The organism is Aureimonas sp. SA4125, assembly GCF_019973775.1.
In the GTDB taxonomy this organism is placed as follows: domain Bacteria; phylum Pseudomonadota; class Alphaproteobacteria; order Rhizobiales; family Rhizobiaceae; genus Plantimonas.
In genome coordinates this window covers 440,128-459,264 of the sequence record NZ_AP025032.1, presented here as the reverse complement: position 1 = coordinate 459,264, position 19,137 = coordinate 440,128, and the positions used below count along the sequence as shown (strand labels likewise).

The 19,137-nt window shown below is 66.0% G+C and carries 14 protein-coding genes and 1 pseudogene; 2 read left to right on the top strand and 13 right to left on the bottom strand.

Annotated features, from left to right (window positions below; translation table 11 throughout):
- Window positions 1-213: 213 nt before the first annotated feature.
- The 4 genes and pseudogenes from Sa4125_RS02115 to Sa4125_RS02100 all read right to left on the bottom strand — a co-directional run bounded on the left by Sa4125_RS02115 (window position 214) and on the right by Sa4125_RS02100 (window position 6,790).
- A complete protein-coding gene (locus tag Sa4125_RS02115; protein WP_224007452.1) occupies window positions 214-2,262 on the bottom strand; it encodes an NADH:flavin oxidoreductase in 2,049 nt (682 codons plus the stop codon).
- A 131-nt stretch (window positions 2,263-2,393) separates the two neighbouring features.
- Window positions 2,394-3,254, bottom strand: coding sequence for a 3-hydroxyisobutyrate dehydrogenase (gene mmsB / locus Sa4125_RS02110; RefSeq protein ID WP_224003196.1), 861 nt, complete (start codon window positions 3,252-3,254; stop codon window positions 2,394-2,396).
- 365 nt (window positions 3,255-3,619) lie between these two features.
- Window positions 3,620-5,340, bottom strand: a pseudogene (locus Sa4125_RS02105) (sensor domain-containing phosphodiesterase).
- Window positions 5,341-5,653: 313 nt separating this feature from the next.
- The gene (locus Sa4125_RS02100; RefSeq protein ID WP_224003193.1) at window positions 5,654-6,790 is read right to left on the bottom strand and encodes an acyl-CoA dehydrogenase family protein; all 1,137 of its coding nucleotides are present in this window, start codon (window positions 6,788-6,790) and stop codon (window positions 5,654-5,656) included.
- Window positions 6,791-6,915: 125 nt separating this feature from the next.
- Here Sa4125_RS02100 and Sa4125_RS02095 point away from each other — a divergent pair.
- Together Sa4125_RS02095 and bluB are read left to right on the top strand one after the other, a co-directional pair.
- Window positions 6,916-7,685, top strand: a protein-coding gene (locus Sa4125_RS02095; protein WP_224000436.1) for an IS5 family transposase whose coding sequence is annotated in 2 segments (ribosomal slippage) — window positions 6,916-7,224 and window positions 7,227-7,685 — 768 coding nt in all. Because the reading frame shifts where the segments join, the coding sequence is not laid out codon by codon here.
- Window positions 7,686-7,764: 79 nt separating this feature from the next.
- Window positions 7,765-8,439, top strand: a complete 675-nt coding sequence (gene bluB / locus Sa4125_RS02090) for a 5,6-dimethylbenzimidazole synthase (protein ID WP_224003191.1) — start codon at window positions 7,765-7,767, stop codon at window positions 8,437-8,439.
- Between the two features lie 296 nt (window positions 8,440-8,735).
- Here bluB and rpe read toward each other — a convergent pair whose 3' ends face one another.
- From rpe to Sa4125_RS02045, 9 genes are all read right to left on the bottom strand, one after another.
- Entirely contained in the window at window positions 8,736-9,416 is a 681-nt protein-coding gene (gene rpe, locus Sa4125_RS02085; RefSeq protein ID WP_224003189.1) for a ribulose-phosphate 3-epimerase, read from the bottom strand.
- Between the two features lie 58 nt (window positions 9,417-9,474).
- Window positions 9,475-10,401, bottom strand: a complete 927-nt coding sequence (gene cbbX, locus Sa4125_RS02080) for a CbbX protein (protein ID WP_224003187.1) — start codon at window positions 10,399-10,401, stop codon at window positions 9,475-9,477.
- Between the two features lie 295 nt (window positions 10,402-10,696).
- Window positions 10,697-11,119 (bottom strand): ribulose bisphosphate carboxylase small subunit, encoded by a 423-nt coding sequence (locus Sa4125_RS02075; protein WP_224003185.1) that lies wholly within the window; start codon window positions 11,117-11,119, stop codon window positions 10,697-10,699.
- Window positions 11,120-11,223: 104 nt separating this feature from the next.
- Entirely contained in the window at window positions 11,224-12,684 is a 1,461-nt protein-coding gene (locus Sa4125_RS02070) for a form I ribulose bisphosphate carboxylase large subunit (RefSeq protein WP_224003183.1), read from the bottom strand.
- 130 nt (window positions 12,685-12,814) lie between these two features.
- Window positions 12,815-13,897: a class II fructose-bisphosphate aldolase gene (gene fba / locus Sa4125_RS02065; RefSeq protein WP_224003181.1), complete on the bottom strand. Its 1,083-nt coding sequence runs from the start codon at window positions 13,895-13,897 to the stop codon at window positions 12,815-12,817.
- Between the two features lie 11 nt (window positions 13,898-13,908).
- On the bottom strand, window positions 13,909-15,135 hold the full coding sequence (locus tag Sa4125_RS02060; RefSeq protein WP_224003179.1) for a phosphoglycerate kinase: 1,227 nt from the start codon (window positions 15,133-15,135) through the stop codon (window positions 13,909-13,911).
- A complete protein-coding gene (gene tkt / locus Sa4125_RS02055; RefSeq protein ID WP_224003177.1) occupies window positions 15,132-17,138 on the bottom strand; it encodes a transketolase in 2,007 nt (668 codons plus the stop codon). The genes Sa4125_RS02060 and tkt overlap by 4 nt, the downstream gene beginning before the upstream one ends.
- 14 nt (window positions 17,139-17,152) lie before the next feature.
- Window positions 17,153-18,028 (bottom strand): phosphoribulokinase, encoded by an 876-nt coding sequence (locus Sa4125_RS02050; protein WP_224003174.1) that lies wholly within the window; start codon window positions 18,026-18,028, stop codon window positions 17,153-17,155.
- A 56-nt stretch (window positions 18,029-18,084) separates the two neighbouring features.
- Window positions 18,085-19,128, bottom strand: coding sequence for a class 1 fructose-bisphosphatase (locus Sa4125_RS02045; RefSeq protein WP_224003172.1), 1,044 nt, complete (start codon window positions 19,126-19,128; stop codon window positions 18,085-18,087).
- Window positions 19,129-19,137 lie beyond the last annotated feature (9 nt).

Sequence of the window (19,137 nt, the reverse complement as noted above, 5' to 3'; positions counted from 1 at the left end):
TTGACGCTTCGTCGTCCCGGCCTTGAGCCGGGATCCATTCCAAATCGTTAAACGAGATCGTGGAGGGCCTTTTCCTGCGCCGGTTTGGCGCGCGGCGCGGCCTCGGCATGGATCCCGGCTCAAGGCCGGGATGACGAAAGCGTCCGGGCAGCCGACACCGGGACAGAGAGCACTGCGCGGTTCCACCCCTGGCCTCCCCCTCTTCCCGACATCTTACAGCAACATCGCGTAGCGCAGCCCGTCATAGATGGCGGCGTGGATGTTGCGCGAGGAGACGGCATCGCCAAGGCGGACGAGGTGGAAGGCGGCGTCGGCCTTCGTGTTCGGCAACGGCCAGCGTTGGGCGAGGAGCGCGTCGTAATCGATGGCGCCGAGGTTCTTCGACAGGGGCTTCAGGGCGAAATAGAGCTCGTCCATCGGCACCGTTCCGTGCTCGACGACGACCTGGCGCACCTCGCGCTCCTCGCGGTTGCCAGGTGCCCAATCGCTGTCGAGCACGGCGACGAGGCCATTGCCGCGCCGCTTCACCGCTTTCAGCCGCTTCTGTATGGTGAGCCGCGTGCCGGTCTCGGCGAACGCCCGGGCGTAAGGGACATGGTTCATGCCGCCGACATCGCAGGCGAAATTGCGCTCGGGCGTGACGATTTCCAGCGGGATGCCGAGGCGCGCGATCATCTCTGCCGCCATCATGCCGGGATGGTTGCCGTTGTCGTCGTAGAGAAGGATCGGGCCGTCGGGCTTGAGCGTGCCGGCGAGGATATCCCAGCTCGACGTCAGGAGGTCGTCGCCCTCTTCCAGCGCCGGGTTCTGCGGCATGCCGCCGGTGGCGACAAAAACCATGTCGGGCGCCTCGGCCAGCACCTCCTCGGCCTCGGCGTAAACGTTGTAGCGGATTTCCGCCCCGAGCCGCTCGAGCTCGGCGAGGCGCCAGTCGACGATGCCGGCGAGCTCGCGTCGGCGCGGCAGGCGGGCGGCGAGCATGATCTGGCCGCCGGCCGAGCCGCTCGCCTCCAGCACGGTGACGCGGTGGCCGCGTTCGGCCGAAACGCGCGCCGCCTCGAGGCCGGCAGGGCCGGCGCCGATGACGACGACGCGCTTGCCCGGGTTCGGCGACCGCTGCAGCAGTTGCGGCATGGTCAGTTCGCGGCCCGTCGCGGCGTTGTGGATGCACAGCGCCCCGCCGCCCTCGTAGATCCGGTCGAGGCAGTAGGTGGCGCCGACGCAGGGACGGATCTCGTGCTCGCGGCCGGCGATGATCTTGCGCACGATATGCGGGTCGGCGATGTGCGCGCGGGTCATGCCGACCATGTCGAGCTTGCCCTCGGCGATGGCATGGCGGGCGGTGGCGACATCGGCGATGCGGGCGGCGTGGAAGACTGGATAGCGCGTCGCCGCACGCACCTCGCCCGCAAAGTCGAGATGCGGCGAAGCCGGCATGCCCTGGATCGGGATGACGTCGACGAGATCCTTGTCGTGGTCGAGATGGCCGCGAATGACATTCAGGAAGTCGATCTTGCCGGAAGCGACGAGACGGCGCGCGATCTCTATCCCGTCGGACTTCGAGAGGCCGATGTCCCAGGCCTCGTCGACGACCATGCGCGTGCCGACGATGAAGTCGGGGCCGACGGCCTTACGCACGGCGTCGACGATCATCCAGGTGAAGCGCAGCCGGTTGTCGAGCGAACCGCCGTGCTCGTCTGTCCGCCGGTTCGTTGCGGGCGACCAGAAGCTGTCGAGAAGGTGGCCATAGGCCTCGATCTCGACGCCGTCGAGGCCGGCGGCCTGCATGCGCTGCGCCGCCTCGCCGTAGTTCCTGGCGATGCGCTCGAGATCCCAGTCCTCGGCCTCCTTCGGAAAGGAGCGGTGTGCCGGCTCGCGTATCGGCGAGGCGGAGACGACCGGCAGCCAGTCGCCCTGCGTGCCCCCGGTACGCCGGCCGAGATGGGTGATCTGGATCATCACCGCCGCGCCATGGTCGTGGCACTCGTCGGCGAGGCGCTTCATGTAGGGGACGATCTCGTCCTTGTAGGCATGGAGATTGCCGAAGGCGGGCGGCGAGTCCGGCGAGACGACGGCCGATCCCGCCGTCATCGTCATGGCGATCCCGCCCTTGGCCTTCTCGACATGGTAGAGCCGGTAGCGGTCCTTCGGCATGCCGTCTTCGGAATAGGACGGCTCATGCGCGGTGGACATGATCCGGTTCCTCAGGGTGAGGTGGCGCAGCTGGAAGGGCTGCAGCAGCGGATCGCTGGTGGACGGCATCGAGATCGGCATGGAAAGGGACATGGGCACCTGCGCGAAGGGGAGCGATGCATCATGCGCCGCACGCCCCTGCCCGTCGATCCATCCAAGACGGATCTTGGCTTGTTCGCGACAGGTCCGCCTGGGACGCGTCAGGCGCGCCCGAGATGCTCCAGCAGCGCAGAGAAATCGCGACCCCGGCCACCCTCGGCGTCGAAGGCGGCATAGATGGCGCGCGCGTGCTCGCCGAGTTCGGCATGGGCGCCGCTCGCCCGCGCGGCATCGGCGGCAAGCGTCAGGTCCTTCAGCATGAGCTCGGTCGCAAAGCCCGGCCGATAGCCGTTGTCGGCGGGCGTCGTCGGCCCGACGCCGGGTGCCGGGCAGTAGCTGTTGAGCGACCAGCACGACCCCGACGACGTCGATGCCACGTCGAACATCGCCTGGCGCGACAGGCCGAGGCTGTCGGCGAGGTGAAACCCCTCGCAGACCGCGATCATCGAAATGCCGAGGATCATGTTGTTGCAGATCTTGGCCGCCTGCCCCGCGCCGGCTGCGCCACAATGCACGGCTTTCGCCCCCATGATGTCGAAGAGGGGCTGAGCCACCTCGAACGCCCCTTCCGCACCGCCAACCATGAAGGTCAGGGTTCCAGCCGCGGCGCCGCCGGTGCCGCCGGAGACCGGGGCGTCGAGCGAGATCAGATCGGCATCGACCGCCAGATCGTGCACGGCGCGGGCGCTTTCGACGTCGATGGTCGAGCAATCGACGAGAAGGGCACCGGGCCGGGCGGCCGCCACGATTTGCGCATGCACGTCGCGCACGATGGCGCCGTTCGGCAGCATGGTGAAAATGGCCTCGGCGCCCTGCACCGCCGCGCCGATCGTGGCCGCCGGCGCGACGCCGTCGACCGAAACGCCCGCAGTGTCGAAGCCCGTCACGGCGTGGCCTGCCGCCGCCAGGTTTGCCGCCATCGGCGCGCCCATATTGCCAAGGCCGATAAAGCCGATTTTCATGAATCCCTCTCCCGCAGAGCCCTGTCGGCCTTGCGCGATCATCGCCGTGACCTGGGAAGGGAGCAAGTCCTCGCGGTCGCAACAGCGATGATGGACCGGATATCGTCGGGCCTGGCTCCATGAACATGGTGGTGGCGACGATCAGGGCGATGGCGCGGAAACCGTGCGTGGACAGCGCTTTCCGCGGAGGGGGCATGGGCGCGGAACAAAAGATCTGGCATGGGCAGAAGATGTCGTCCGCGGCCCTGAGTACCGGGCCGCTGAGAACCAGCAAATTGCAAGACATTCATACGGTCCGCCACCGCCCCCTCCCACAATTGGGGAGTTGAGACGATGCGGGAGTCTGACACGGCCGCCGGGAAACGTCAGGCCGCGACGGATTCTCCCGTATGCGAGGCCATCCAGGGAGCAAACTCCGCCGCCTCGATCGGCCGGGCGAAGAAATAACCCTGCGCCTCCTCGCAGGACATGTCGCGCAGAAGCTCGGCCGTTTCCTCCGCCTCGACGCCCTCGGCAACCACCGCAGTCCGAGATCGCGTGAGAGCGCGATCATCGCACCCACGAGCTTTCGCGCGCGGTCATCCAAACTCACATCCCGGATAAACGACTGGTCGATCTTCACGACATGCATCGGCAGGCGTTGCAGATAGGCAAGACTGCTGTAGCCGGTGCCGAAATCGTCGATGGCGAGGCGCACGCCGAGAAGCGCCAAGGCGTTCAGCTGCTGCAAGGCAAGGCCGGTATCCTTCATGACGGCGCTTTCCGTCATCTCCAGTTCGATATCCTCAGGCGCGATCTCGTGCTGCAACAGGATCCGGCCGACCCGATCGGCGAAATCCGCCTCCTGGAGGTTGGCCGCTGAAATATTAAGCGAGAGGGTGAGGTTCAGCCCCTGCCGACGCCAGGCGGCCAGCTGCCGGGCCGCGGTATCGACCACCCAGGCGGTCAAGGCGCGGGCATGAGTCGAACGCTCGACGGTCGGGATGAACTCTCCGGGCGGGATGTTGCCGAGGGTCGGATGGGTCCAGCGCAGCAGCGCCTCGGCCCCGACACAGGCACCGTGGGCGAGATCGACCCGCGGCTGGAACACCAGGCGAAGCTGCGACGGATCGGCGAGAGCCGCGTCGAAGTCTTGGAGGAGCTGGAAACGGCGGCGATGCACCGCATCGCTCTCCAACGAGTAGACGCTGACCGGCGCGCCCGTGGCGCGCGCCTCCAGGGCGGCACTGTGCAATCCCCGCAGGAGATCTTCGGCACTGCCAGCACCCGGCGTGAAAGGCGCGACGCCAATAACGGTGGTGGCGATGAAGCGGAAGCAGGAAAGCGACTGGGTTTCCATCACGCCGGCAGCGGCGGTCCGAAGATAGTCGCACAGTTGGGTCCCCGCCGGCGCCAGGAAGGCGAACTGGGTCGCCGAGACATGATAGGCGATGCGTCCCCTGCCCAGTTTTTCCCGGGTCAGGTCCGCCGCATACTTCACCATGCGATCGACATGGGAATAGCCCATGACGCGGGAAAAGTGGTTGAGCTCAGCCATCTCCGCCAGGTCGACCAGCACCGCCAGGCGCTGGACGCCCGGCTCAGCATGGGCGAGATCCTCCAGATCTTCGACGAACTGCAGCCGGTTGGGCAGACCGCTGGTCGGGTCGATTCGGCCGAAGGCGTAATGCAGTTCGAACTGCGCCATCGCCATGGCGGCGAGATCATGGAGCGCCGTCATCTCGGCTGCGCTGGCCGTCCGCGGTTCGGAGCCGAGCACGCACAGGGTGCCAAGGGCATGGCCGTCGCGGGTCAGCAGCGGCACGCCGGCGTAGAAGCGAATGCCGCGGCGCACCAGTTCGCCGCCTCGAAAGATCGTATCGGTGGCCAGATCGGAGATGACGAGAGAATCGGTCGTCTCGGCCACCAGCGAGCACGGAGACTCGCCGTGGAGCGCCCATGACGGGTCGATTCCGATGCACGACTTGAACCACTGACGATCGTTGTCAACCAGGGTGATCGCGGCAAACGGCAGTCCGAACAGCAAGCTGGCCGTTCGCGTGATCCGATCGAAACTCTCGCTGGGGGGCGCACCGACGAGGTTCATCTCACGAAGCGAAGAAAGACGCAGCCCCTCGGAAATTCTTGGCACGCAGGCATTCTCCATTCCGCAGCCCAGACCGGAGCGGCGATTTCGCAAAGGATCTGAAATTGCTCTCAGACACCGAGTGAATTACTCCCTCACCATCTATATTCTCTTTATATCGGTCAGAAATAAGCGCTCATTGAGCCATTTTAATTCATCGTCGGCGATCCGTACGAAAACGCACAATATAGCAAGCAGTCATCGAAGCAAAACGCCGCCACGGCCCGACCGTGACCACGCTCAATCGTTCCCGTCGCCGCCATTTGGGCATTTTCTATTCGGCCAGCAGGGCCCGTGCGGTGATGAGACGCATGATCTCGTTGGTGCCCTCGAGGATCTGGTGGACGCGCAGGTCGCGAACGATCTTCTCGATACCGAAATCGGCGAGGTAGCCGTAGCCGCCATGTAGTTGCAGGGCCTGGTTGGCGACGTCGAAGGCGGCGTCGGTGACGAAGCGCTTGGCCATGGCGCAGAATTTCGTCGCGTCCGGCGCCTTGGTGTCGAGCTTCCAGGCCGCCTGGCGCAGGAAGATGCGAGAGGCCTGCAGCGCCGTTTCCATGTCGGCGAGGCGAAACTGCAGCGCCTGGAAGTCGGCAAGCTTCTGGCCGAAGGCGGAGCGATCCTTCAGGTAGCGGACCGACTTGTCGAGCGTCGCCTGGGCCGCGCCGAGGGCGCAGGCGGAAATGCTGAGCCGGCCGCCGTCGAGGCCCTGCATGGCGTAGGCAAAGCCCCTGCCCGGCTCGCCGAGAAGGTTCGTCGCCGGCACGCGGCAGGCGTCGAAGCGCACCTCGGCCGTCGGCTGGGCGATCCAGCCCATCTTGCGCTCCTCAGCGCCGAAGGAGAGGCCGGGCGTTCCCTTGTCGACGAGGATGGCGGAAATGCCTTTTGAGCCCGGCTCGCCGGTACGCGCCATCACAAGGTAGAGGTCGGAAAAGCCGGCACCCGAGATGAAGCTCTTCGTGCCGTCGAGGACAAGATCGTCGCCGTCGCGCCGGGCCGTCATGCGCAGCGCCGCGGCGTCCGACCCCGAGCCGGGCTCGGTCAGGCAGTAGCTGGCGACGCATTCCATTGTCGCCAGGCCCGGTAGACGTTCGGCCCGCTGCGCCGGGCTGCCGAAGACATCGATCATGCCCGCGACCATGTTGTGGATCGACAGGAAGGCCGAAACCGAGGGACAGCCATAGGACAGGCCCTCGAAGATCAGCGTCGCATCGAGCCGCGACAGGCCTGTGCCGAAATCGTCGCGCACCGTGATCGCCGCCATGCCGAGGGCGCCGAGTTCGGCGAGCACCTCGACCGGAAGGGCCTTCTCCTCTTCCCAGGCCTGCGCCTGCGGCGCCATCCGCGTCACCGCAAAATCCCGCGCGAGGTCGAAGATCTGCGTCTGCTCGTCGGTCAGCGCGAAATCCATGAAGCCCTCCCCGGGCGATCTTGCCGGCGGACTTCCTAGGCGGTGTGGACAAAGGGGATTCCCAAATCACCTGCTGACTGATTCAAGGCTGCTCTTTGCGGAGGGCGGTGTTGGTTCGAGGTTTGATGTCGGATGCGGAATGGGCCTTCTTCGAGCCGTTCGTGGTCGAGAAGGGTCCGAGGCGAGGTAGACGGCCTCGCGATCATCGGTTGGTGCTCGACGGGGTCTTCTGGATCGCCCGAACGGGGACGGCGTGGCGTGATCTACACAGCGATTTCGGAGCCTGGAACTCCGTCTATCGCCAGTTCCGGCGCTGGACGCAGGCGGGGCTCTGGGACGTGATACTGGAGGCGCTGAATGAGATCGGCACGGGTCATGACAGCGTTCAAATGATCGATTCTACCATTATCCGCGCCCATCAGCACGCCGCCGGCGCGCTAAAAAAAGGGATCAGGACCAAAGTCTTGGCCGCTCTCGTGGTGGCTTCTCGACCAAGATCCATCTCCGCAGCAATGCTCGAGGCCTCCCTGTCGCTATCACGCTGAGCGGCGGTCAGGTCTCCGATATGAAAGGCTATGCGCCGGTCATGGACCAGCCCGGTCCCAAGCCCTGTGTCCTGCTCGCCGACAAGGGATACGACGCCGACTTCATCCTTGCCGACCTCAAGGCCAGAGGCGTTGCCGCGGTCATCCCCGCAAAGCGAAACCGCAAGGTCCAACCCGTCATTGACGGATACATTTACGGCCTGAGAAACCTCGTCGAGCGCTGCTTCTCAAAGCTGAAACACAGTCGGCGGCTGGCCACGCGATACGACAAGACCGCAGACAGCTTTCTCGGCTTCGTTCTCGTGGCATCCATCCGATTGTGGATCAGACACTTTGTCCACACTGCCTAGTCTTTGCCGCGTCGCCTATGGCACAGGTCTAGACACAGGGCGGGGGGACGACAATGCGACATTGGCGGGGGAGACGGGGTTGAGCGCAGACGATCTGGCGGCGGCCGGCCCCTTCGACGAGGCCGACCGCGCGGCGGTCTATCGCGCCATCGCCACGCGGCGCGACATCAGAAGCGAGTTTCTCCCGGGGCCGGTGGATCCGGCAGCGCTCGCGCGCATCCTCGGTGCGGCGCATCAGGCGCCCTCGGTCGGCTTCATGCAGCCGTGGAATTTTCTGTTGCTGCACAGCCTTGAGACGCGGGCTCGCGTCCACGCCGCTTTTGCCCGCGCCAATGCAGAAGCCGCAGACCTCTTCGACGGCGAGAGCCAGGCGCTCTATCGGCAGCTGAAGCTCGAGGGCATCCTGAAGGCGCCTTTGAACATCTGCGTCACCTGCGACCGGGAGCGTGGCGGCACCGTCCTCGGGCGCACGCACAACCGCGAGATGGACCTCTATTCGACCGTCTGCGCGGTCCAGAATCTCTGGCTGGCGGCACGGGCAAAAGGCATTGGAGTCGGCTGGGTTTCGATCTACCACGAGCCGGACCTGCGGGAGATCCTGAAGATTCCGCCGGCCGTCGCCATCGTCGCCTATCTCTGCGTTGGCCATGTCGAGCGCCAGCATGCCGGGCCGGAGCTGGCGGCAAAGGGCTGGCGGCAGCGGCTGCCGTTGGAAGAGCTGGTATTCGAGGAGCGGTGGGGGCAGAGGCCCTGACAGGCATGGTAAAGCGCTTCTTCTCCCCTCCGGAGAGAAGTGGCCGGCAGGCCGATGAGGGGCGCCGAAGGCGGCGATGCTGAAGGACCCTCGTCCGGCAACACCGCCGCCACAAATTCGATGCGCGCATCCATCGCATTGCTCTCGCGCCACCCCATCGACCGGTCCTCCCAGCCAACAAAGTGTCACCCATCCATCCGGGCTGAAATGCCACCACTCTATCAGGGCAGGACATGCCGCGACCTTCTCCCTGCAGGGGAGAAGAAGCAGCGTTGGCGTCTCGCCCGCCTCTCCCCCTACGCCGCGCGCGCCACCCCGTCCCGCACGCTGTCGCGGATCGCTGTGATGTTCGCCTTGTAGTGCTCGGGCGTGCCGCCCTTGAAGATGGCCGAGCCGGCGACGAGGACGTTGGCGCCGGCGGCGACGACGAGCGGCGCGGTCTCGGGCGTGACGCCGCCGTCGATCTCGATGTCGATCGGCCGATCGCCGATCATCGCCTTCACCCTGGCCACCTTGTCGACGACCGAGGGGATGAAGGCCTGGCCGCCGAAGCCCGGGTTGACGGTCATCAGGAGGATGAGGTCGAGACGGTCGAGGACGTATTCGATGACGCTTTCCGGCGTCGACGGATTCAGCGAGACGCCCGCCTTCTTGCCGAGCGCCCGAATCGCCTGCAGCGAGCGGTCGAGATGTTTTGTCGCCTCGGCATGCACGGTGATGATGTCGCAGCCGGCGTCGGCGAAGGCCTCGAGGTAGAGGTCGCACGGCTCGATCATCAAATGGCAGTCGAAGACCTTTGCCGACGACGCCCTGATCGCCTTCACGATCGGCGGGCCGAAGGTGATGTTGGGGACGAAATGGCCGTCCATCACGTCGAGATGGATCCAGTCGGCGCCGGCCTTGTCGACGGCCCCGACTTCCGCACCGAGGCGGGAGAAATCCGCCGAGAGGATCGAGGGGGCGATGATCAGGCTCATGACGAGGTCCCTTTCAGACTTGTGCGGCCGACGTCGCGGCCGGAGATTGAGGGCAGGCTCAGGCCGCCGTCCCCGCCGGGCCCGGCTTCAGGTCGAAGACACGGCTGGCGGCGATATCGACCGCCTCGATCCGCGATAGCTGCTCTGCCCCGAGCGGTCCATCGATGGTTTCGAACAGGCGGTTCGCCTGGCGAAGCCGCGCCCGGTCGAGGGCGTTGCGGATCGAGCGGGCGTTGGCGAAATGCGGCTGCACCCGGCGGTGCTCGATATAGCGCGCCAGGGTCTCCCGCGCCTCGTCGCTGAGGGTATAGTTCTGCCTTTCCAGCATGCCCTCGGAAATCTGCAGGAGTTCGCCGTCGGAATAGTCGGGAAAATCGATGTGGTGGGCGACGCGCGAGCGAAAACCCGGATTGGACTCGAAGAACTTGTCCATCCGGTCGGCATAACCGGCAAGGATCACCACAAGGTCGTCGCGCTGGTTCTCCATGACCTGGAGCAGGATCTCGATCGCCTCCTGGCCGTAGTCGCGTTCGTTGTCAGGGCGATAGAGGTAATAGGCCTCGTCGATGAAGAGGACGCCGCCCATCGCCTTCTTCAGGATCTCCTTCGTCTTCGGCGCGGTATGGCCGATATACTGGCCGACGAGGTCGTCGCGGGTGACCGAGACGAGATGTCCCTTGCGGATATAGCCGAGGCGGTGAAGGAGGTCGGCCATCTTCAGCGCCACCGTGGTCTTGCCGGTGCCGGGATTGCCGGTGAAGCTCATATGCAGCGTCGGCGTCTCGTGCGCGAGGCCCATCGCCTTGCGGGCACGCTCGACGAGGAGCAGCGCCGCGGTCTCCTTGATGCGCTTCTTCACCGGCTTCAGGCCGACCAGCGTGCGGTCGAGTTCGTCCAGCACGTCGCCGACGCCCGCCTCCTCGTATTCGCGGCGCAGGTCGACGGTGAGCGGCGGGGCAGTTTCGGGTTCGAGTGTCGTGCTCATGCTGGCTCCTTCATCGAAGAACATGGCGCCATTCTTCTCTCCAGTGGGGAGAAAGTGGCCGCGACGCGGCCGGATGAGAGGACCGCGCGTCGGTAAATGCCGCGGCTTGCTCCGGTTTCGCCGTCGCGAAAGCGGGAGCCCCTCTTCCCGCTCGCGAGACTGTCGAGAGGCGCGACCTTCTCCCCGGAGGGGAGAAGAAAGCTCGCGGCGAAGGCTACGGCAAAGATCGTGTCGAACGTGGTCGGTGGGCCGCCGGGAGGAAAACGGCCCACCGACCGGCCGGACGGAGCCGCGCTCAGGAGGAATAGCGCTCGCTCTCCGGCAGGTCGACCGAATAGCCCTCGGTCGAGTAGCGGATGGTCCGGCCTTCGGCCTCCTGGCGGCGGAGGCGGAAGCCGGGCTCGGTCGCCGGGCGATTGACGATGAAGGAGAGCTTCACCGATTCCCAGCCATGGGTGGAATCGAAGGCCGACATGCGGATATAGCGATTGCCGTAGACTTTGCGACACTCGTTCAGTTCCATCATCACGCCGGCCGCGTCCGGCACGTCGAACATCGGGTGGCCCCACATGTCCCAGTAGGTGTTGCGCGGGTGCGGATCGTCGGTGAACTCGATGTTCACCGCCCAGCCATTGTCGATGCAGTACTGCGCCTGCGCGGCGATCTGGGTGTCGGTGAGGTCGGGCAGGAAGGAAAAGGCGCCTTGGGTGATGCGCATGACAGAATTCCTCTCGGGTCGAACGCCGTCGCCACGCGAGGGCGATCGGTCGCTGGATGGGATCTTGCGCCGGGCGAAGTCCGCCCGGCAGGCGATGGCTCAGGTCAGGCGGCGGCGGTGGCCGTGACCTGGTAGTCCGGCGCGTCGGTCGAGGCGTAGTTGAAGGTGACGTCCTTCCAGGTATCCAGCGCCTGGCGCAGCGGCGCGCAGGTCTTGGCCGCCGTGGCGAGGATTTCCGGGCCCTCGTTGACGATGTCGCGGCCCTCGTTGCGGGCGAGCACCATGCATTCCAGCGCGACGCGGTTGGCGGTGGCGCCCGCCGCGATGCCCATGGGATGACCGATCGTGCCGCCGCCGAACTGCAGCACCGTGTCCTCGCCGAGAAGGTCGAGCAGCTGGTGCATCTGGCCGCAATGAATGCCGCCGGAAGCAACCGGCATCATCTTGTTCAGGGACGCCCAGGGCTGGTCGAAGAAGATGCCGTTCTGGAGGTTCTGCGGCGTGAACTCGTCGCGACAGATGTCGTAATAGCCCTTCGTCGTCGCTGGATCGCCCTCGAGCTTGCCGACGACGGTGCCGGCATGGATGTGGTCGACGCCGGCGAGCCGCGACCACTTGGCGATGCAGCGGAAGGAGACGCCGTGGATCTTCTGGCGCGTATAGGTCGAGTGGCCGGCGCGGTGGAGATGCAGGATCATGTTGTTGCGCCGCGCCCATTTCGCCATGGACTGCATCGCCGTCCAGCCGATGACGAGGTCGATCATGATGATGGTCGAGCCGAGTGACTTGGCGAACTCGGCGCGCTCGTACATGTCCTCCATGGTCGCGGCGGTGACGTTCAGATAGGTTCCCTTGATCTCGCCGGTCGCGGCCTGCGCCTTGTTCACCGCCTCCATGCAGTAGAGAAAGCGCTCGCGCCAATCCATGAAGGGCTGGCTGTTGATGTTCTCGTCGTCCTTGGTGAAGTCGAGCCCGCCCTTCAGCGCCTCGTAGACGACGCGGCCGTAGTTCCGGCCGGAGAGGCCGAGCTTCGGCTTGACGGTCGCGCCGAGCAGCGGCCGGCCGAACTTGTCGAGACGCTCGCGCTCGACGACGATGCCGGTGGCCGGGCCCTGGAAGGTCTTGATGTAGGCCGTCGGCAGCCGCATGTCCTCGAGCCGCAGCGCCTTCAGCGGCTTGAAGCCGAAGACGTTGCCGATGATCGATGCCGTCAGGTTGGCGATCGAGCCGTTCTCGAAGAGGTCGAGATCGTAGGCGATATAGGCGAAGTAGCTGCCCTCGGCATTCGGCACCGCGTCGACGCGGTAGGCCTTGGCCCGGTATTTCTCGGCGGCCGTCAGGCGGTCCGTCCAGACGACGGTCCAGGTCGCGGTCGAGGATTCGCCGGCGACGGCGGCGGCCGCCTCGATCGGATCGACGCCGTCCTGCGGCGTGATCCGGAAGCAGGCGATGATGTCGGTGTCCTTCGGCTCGTAGTCGGGCTCCCAGTAGCCCATCTTCTTGTATTCCATGACGCCGGACTTGTAGCGGTCCTTGCCGGTGACGGTCTGCGACTTCTCTTGCATGTCCATTCTCCCAAATATCCGTTGCGTGACGTGTCGAAAATTCAGCAGTGTTTTAGTAAGCCGGCTTACTATCGACCTACATCCCGCCTTGGTTGGCCGGCGGTTTTGTGCCGCCGGCCCGTTCGGCGGCCTACTCGGCCGCCTCTCGCAGCGCGATCTTCGGCGCCAGCTCGCCCGAGGCGTAGCGGGCCGCCATGTCGTCGAGCGAGATCGGCTTGATCCGCGCCGCCTTGCCGGCGGTGCCGAACTGCTCGTAGCGCTCGATGCACAGCTTGCGCAGCGCATCCATGGCCGGGGTCAGGAACTTGCGCGGATCGAACTCCTGCGGCTTCTCCATCGCCACGCGGCGGAACTGCCCGGTCATGGCCATGCGGCAGTCGGTGTCGATGTTGACCTTGCGCACGCCATGCCGGATCCCGCGGATGATCTCCTCGATCGGCACGCCCCAGGTCTGGGGCATTGCGCCGCCGTAGCGGTTGATGATGTCCTGCAGTTCCTGCGGCACCGAGGAGGAGCCGTGCATCACGAGATGCGTGTTCGGCAGCTTGCGGTGGATCTCCTCGATGATGCCCATGGCGAGGATCTCGCCATCCGGCTGCCGCGTGAACTTGTAGGCGCCGTGCGAGGTGCCCATGGCAATGGCGAGAGCGTCGACGCCCGTGCGCCGCACGAACTCGACCGCCTGGTCGGGATCGGTCAGAAGCTGGTCGTGGCTGAGGACGCCCTCCGCCCCGTGGCCGTCCTCGGCCTCGCCCTGGCCGCTCTCGAGCGAGCCCAGCACGCCGAGCTCGCCCTCGACCGAGGCGCCGACCCAGTGCGCCATGTGCGTCACCCGTTCGGTGATGCCGGCATTGTATTCGAAGTCGGCGGGCGTCTTGGCGTCGGCCTTCAGCGAGCCGTCCATCATCACCGAGGTGAAGCCGTGCCGGATCGCCGTCAGGCAGGTCGCCTCGTCATTGCCATGGTCCTGGTGGATGCAGACGGGAATGGTCGGGTGGATCTCGACCAGCGCGTCCATCATCTTCGACAGCATGATGTCGTGGGCGTAGGTGCGGGCCCCGCGCGAGGCCTGCAGAATGACCGGGGCGTCGCAGGCCGAGGCCGCCTGCATGATGGCGAGGCCCTGCTCCATATTGTTGATGTTGAAGGCCGGGACGCCGTAGTCGTGCTCGGCGGCGTCGTCGAGAAGCTGGCGCAGCGTGATCTTGGCCATGGGCAGGTCTCCTAGTCGGCCGACGCGGCGAGCGTCGACTGGGTCTTGAGGATGTCGATGCCGGGCAGGTCGCGGCCTTCCAGCCATTCGAGGAAGGCGCCGCCGGCGGTCGACAGATAGGTGAAATCATCGGAAGCGCCGGCCGCGTTCAGCGCCGCGACGGTGTCCCCGCCCCCCGCGACCGTCACGAGCTTGCCGGCCTTGGTGAGCCGCGCCGCCTCCTGCGCCACGGCGTTCGTCGCGGCGTTGAAGGGCTCGATCTCGAAGGCCCCGAGCGGGCCGTTCCAGAGGAGAGTCGAGCAGGTGGCGAGTGCCGCGACGATCTCGGCGACCGTCTTCGGCCCGACATCGAGCGCCATCGCGTCGGATGGGATGGCATCGACGCCGACGGTCTCGTTCGCGGCGTTCGCCTTGAACTCGCGGGCGACGACGACGTCGACCGGGAGGTGCAGCTGGCAGCCGGATTCCGCCGCCATCGCCATGACCTTCTCCGCCGTCTCCATCGCATCGGCCTCGTAGAGCGACTTGCCGACATCGTTGCCGAGGGCGGCGAGGAAGGTGTTGGCCATGCCGCCGCCGATGACGAGATGGTCCATCTTCGGCACCAGGAATTCCAGAACCCCGATCTTCGACGACACTTTCGCGCCGCCGACGAGCGCGGCCACCGGCCGCTTCGGCCGGTCGAGCGCGGCCTCCAGTGCCTTGACCTCGGCCATCAGCGAAGGCCCTGCATAGGCCGGCAGGATCGTCGCCAGCTGGTGGGTCGAGGCATGCGCCCGGTGGGCACAGGAAAAGGCGTCATTGACGTAGAGGTCGCCCCCGACCGAAAGGCGCAGGGCAAAGCTCCGGTCGTTCTCCTCCTCGCCCTTGTGGAAGCGCAGGTTTTCGAGGACGGCGATCTCGCCATCCTTCAGGCTGCCGACGACCCTCTCGGCCTCCGGCCCGACGCAGTCCGAGGCGAACTGCACCGGACGGCCAAGGATATCGCCCAGCTTCTCGGCGACCGGTCCCAGCGTGAAGGCCATGTTGCGCTCGCCCTTGGGGCGGCCGAGATGGCTGAGCACCACGACCTTCGCCCCGCGGTCGGCAAGGCCTGCGACAGTCGGCGCGAAGCGCTCGAGGCGCGTCGCGTCGGTGATCACGCCGTCCTTCATCGGCACGTTCACGTCGGCGCGGATCAGCACCGTCTTGCCCCGGACGTCGACGCCCTCGATCGGGCGCAGCGACCCGGCGCTCAATGCGCCAGTTCCTTGCCGGCCGACAGGATCGCGTCCGCGGTGATGCCGAAATGCTCGTAGAGGAGCGGCGCCGGCGCCGAGGCGCCGAAGGAGTTCATGCCGATGAAGCGGCCGGTATCCCCGATCCAGCGGTCCCAGCCGAAGCGCGCGGCGGCCTCGACGGCGATGCGCGGCGCGGTGCCGAGGACCGAGGCGCGGTAGGTCTCGTCCTGTTCGGCGAAGAGCTCCCAGGAGGGCATGGAGACGACGGCGGCCTTGATGCCCTCGGCGGCGAGCTTGTCGGCGCCGGCCAGCGCGATCTCGACTTCCGAGCCGGTCGCCAGGATCGTCACCTGGCGTTCGCCGTCGGCCTCGCGCAGGACATAGGCACCCTTGCGCGACCGGTTCTCGGAAGCGCCGCCGGCGACCGTCGGCAGGTTCTGTCGCGACAGCGACAGGACGGAGGGACGGTGGCGCTCGGTCAGTGCGATTTCCCAGCATTCCGCGGTCTCGATGGCATCGGCCGGGCGGAAGACGAGGATGTTCGGCGTCGCCCGGAGCATGGCGAGATGCTCGATCGGCTGGTGCGTCGGGCCGTCCTCGCCAAGACCGATGGAGTCGTGGGTGAAGACGTAGACGACGCGCAGCCCCATCAGCGCCGACAGGCGGATGCCGCCGCGGGCATAGTCGGCGAATACCATGAAGGTGCCGCCATAGGGGATGAAGCCGCCATGCAGAGCGAGGCCGTTCATCACCGCGGCCATCGCATGCTCACGGATGCCGTAATGGAGGTAGCGGCCGTCGTAGTGACCGGCTTGCACGCTGTGCATGCCCTTGGTCAGGGTGAAGACCGAGTGGGTGAGGTCGGCCGAGCCGCCGATGGTGAGATCGGTCAGGCCGTTGACGACCTCGAGCGTCGCCTCGGACGACTTGCGGGTGGCGAGCTTGGGCTTGTCTTCCGAGAGTTTGGCCCGGTAGGCGCTCATCTTGGCGGCAAAGTCGGCCGGCATGTCGCCGGCCAGTCCGGCGTCAAAGGCAGCGGCCTTCGGCGACGCCGCGTGGCGTGCCTCCCATTCGGCGCGAGCGGCGGCGCCCTTCTTGCCGACCTCGCGCCAGCCGGCGATGACTTCGTCCGGAATGGCGAAGGGTTCGGACGTCCAGAGCAGCTGCTTGCGCGTCGCGGCGATCTCTTCGTCGCCAAGCGCGGCGCCATGGCTCTTCTCCGAGCCGGCAAGCTTCGGCGAGCCGAAACCGATGATGGTCTTGCAGGCGATCATCGACGGCTTGTCGGCGGCGCGGGCCCGGGCGATGGCGGCGCGCACCGCGTCGGGATCATGGCCGTCGACTTGCTCGGCATGCCAGCCCGAGGCCTCGAAGCGCTTGACCTGATCGGTGGAGGTGGCGAGCGAGGTCTTGCCGTCGATCGAGATGCCGTTGTCGTCGAAGAGGACGATCAGCTTGGAGAGCTTCAGATGGCCGGCAAGATCGATCGCCTCGTGGCTGATGCCCTCCATCAGGCAGCCGTCGCCGACGAAGACATAGGTGTAGTGGTCGACGAGATCGTCGCCGTAGCGGGCGTTCTGCATGCGCTCGGCGAGCGCCATGCCGACGGCGGTGGTGAGGCCCTGGCCGAGCGGGCCCGTCGTCGTCTCGATGCCGAGAGCATGGCCGTATTCGGGATGGCCGGCGGTCTTGGCGCCGAACTGGCGGAACTGCTTCAGCTGGTCGATCGTCATGTCGGCATAGCCGAGGAGATAGTGGACGGCATAGAGCAGCATCGAGCCGTGGCCGTTCGACAGGACGAAGCGGTCGCGGTCGGGCCAGGACGGGTTCGACGGATCGAGCTTGATGAAATCCTGGAACAGCACGGTGGCGACATCGGCCATGCCCATCGGCATGCCGGGATGGCCGGAATTGGCCTTCTGCACCGCATCCATGGCCAGCGCGCGGATGGCGTTCGCCATGTTGCGGGGATGGTCGCCGGGCGCGTCGGCTGCGGGGGACTGGGTTTTGACTTCAGACATTTGGGCCTCGATGTTCAGGACGCACGGCGCTTGCGCTCGGTGAGCTGCAGGATCAGCGGCGTCAAAATCAGTTGCATGGCGAGATCGAGTTTGTTGCCCGGCGCCACGATGGAATTTGCTCTCGACATGAACGAGTTCGGGATCATCGAGAGCAAGTAGGGAAAGTCTATACCGCGCGGATTGGCGAAGCGAATGACGACCATCGATTCATCCGCCGTCGGTATCCACCGCGCGATGAACGGATCGGACGTGTCGACGATCGGCACGCGCTGGAAGTTGATGTTGGTCAGGGCGAATTGCGGGCAGATGTATTTGATGTAGTCCGGCATGCGGCGCAGGATCACGTCCATCACCGCTTCGGTGGAATAGCCCCGCGTGGCCTTGTCGCGGTGGATCTTCTGGATCCATTCGAGGTTGATCACCGGCACGACGCCGATCTTGAGGTCGGCATGCGCGGCGAGATCGACCGTCTCGGTCTTCACGCAGCCATGCAGGCCCTCGTAGAACATCAGATCGCTCTCGTCGGCAAAGGGCTGCCAGTCGCTGAAGGTGCCGGGCGGGCTGCCATAGACCTTCGCCTCCTCGGCGTCGTGGATGTAGTGCCGGCTCTCGCCCCGCCCTTTGCGGCCATAGTCCTCGAACACCTCCTGCAGCTTTTCGAGGATGTTGGCTTCCGGGCTGAAGTGCGAGAAATGCTTGTTGCCGGCGGCGTCCTCCTCGGCGATCTTCTGCTTCATCGCCTCGCGGTCGTAGCGATGGAAGGCGTCTCCCTCGATGTAGACCGCCTTCACATGCTCGCGCCGGAAGATCTGGTCGAAGGTGTTCTTTACCGACGTGGTCCCGGCCCCGGAGGAGCCGGTGATGGCGATGATCGGATGCTTGGCAGTCATCTCGGCGCCCCTCCCAGAGCATTCGGCGACGCGTCTTCCCTCGGGTCCTGTCGGGCTCAGGCCCGGAACAGGCTTCTTTTTCCAAACAGCGGCGAACGCTCGCCGATGGCAGAGGGATCGGTCAGATAGCGCGTGACGCGGGCGACCTCGCGCTTGGAACCGAACACCAGGGGCGTACGGGCATGCAGGTCGTCGGGCACGAGGTCGAGGATGCGGGTCATACCGTCGGTGGCGCTGCCGCCGGCATGCTCGACGCAGAAGGCGATCGGATTGGCCTCGTAGACCAGCCGCAGCCGGCCCTTGGCATAGCCCTTCCGGCCATCGCCGGGGTAGAGGAAGATGCCGCCGCGGATCAGGATCCGGTAGCAGTCGGCAACCAGCGAAGCGATCCAGCGCATGTTGAAGTCGCGCTCGCGCGGCCCCTCGGCACCGGCCAGGAGATCGTCGATATAGATCCGCATCGGCTCGTCCCAATGGCGATGGTTCGAGGCGTTGATGGCGAACTCTTTCGCCTGGTCTGCCACTGCCATCGAGGCGTGCAGTTCGACAAAGCCGCCGAAACTCGGCGAGAAGGCGAAGACATGCGTGCCGTTGCCGAGGCTGAGGACGAGTTGCAGCTGCGGCCCGTAGATGAAGAAGCCGGCGGCGAGTTGGCGCGAGCCGGGCTGGCGGAAGGCGCCGGCCGGATCGGCGTGATGGGCCTCCTCGACCGGCAGCAGCGAGAAGATGGTGCCGACAGAGACGTTCATCTCGATGTTGGACGATCCGTCGAGCGGATCGATGGCGAGGGCGAAGGCGCCGTCCCTGGCAAGGACGACGGGCATCTCCTGCTCTTCCGACCCGTAGAAGGCGACCGGCGACGCCTTGGCGGCGTCGAGAAAGAGCCGATCGGCGACGACGTCGAGTTCCTTCTGGATGTCGCCGCCGGCATTGGCGACCTCGCGCGACTGGCCGAGATTGTCGCCCGTGCCACCCGCGATGATCGTGTTGCGCAGCTTGACGGCCGCCGTTGCAAGGTGGCGAATGGTCTCGGCGACTTTCAGCCGAAGCGGGTCTGCCCCGGCATGCGAGCCGAGATGGGCGTCCAAGGACGATGACATGCTGTTTCT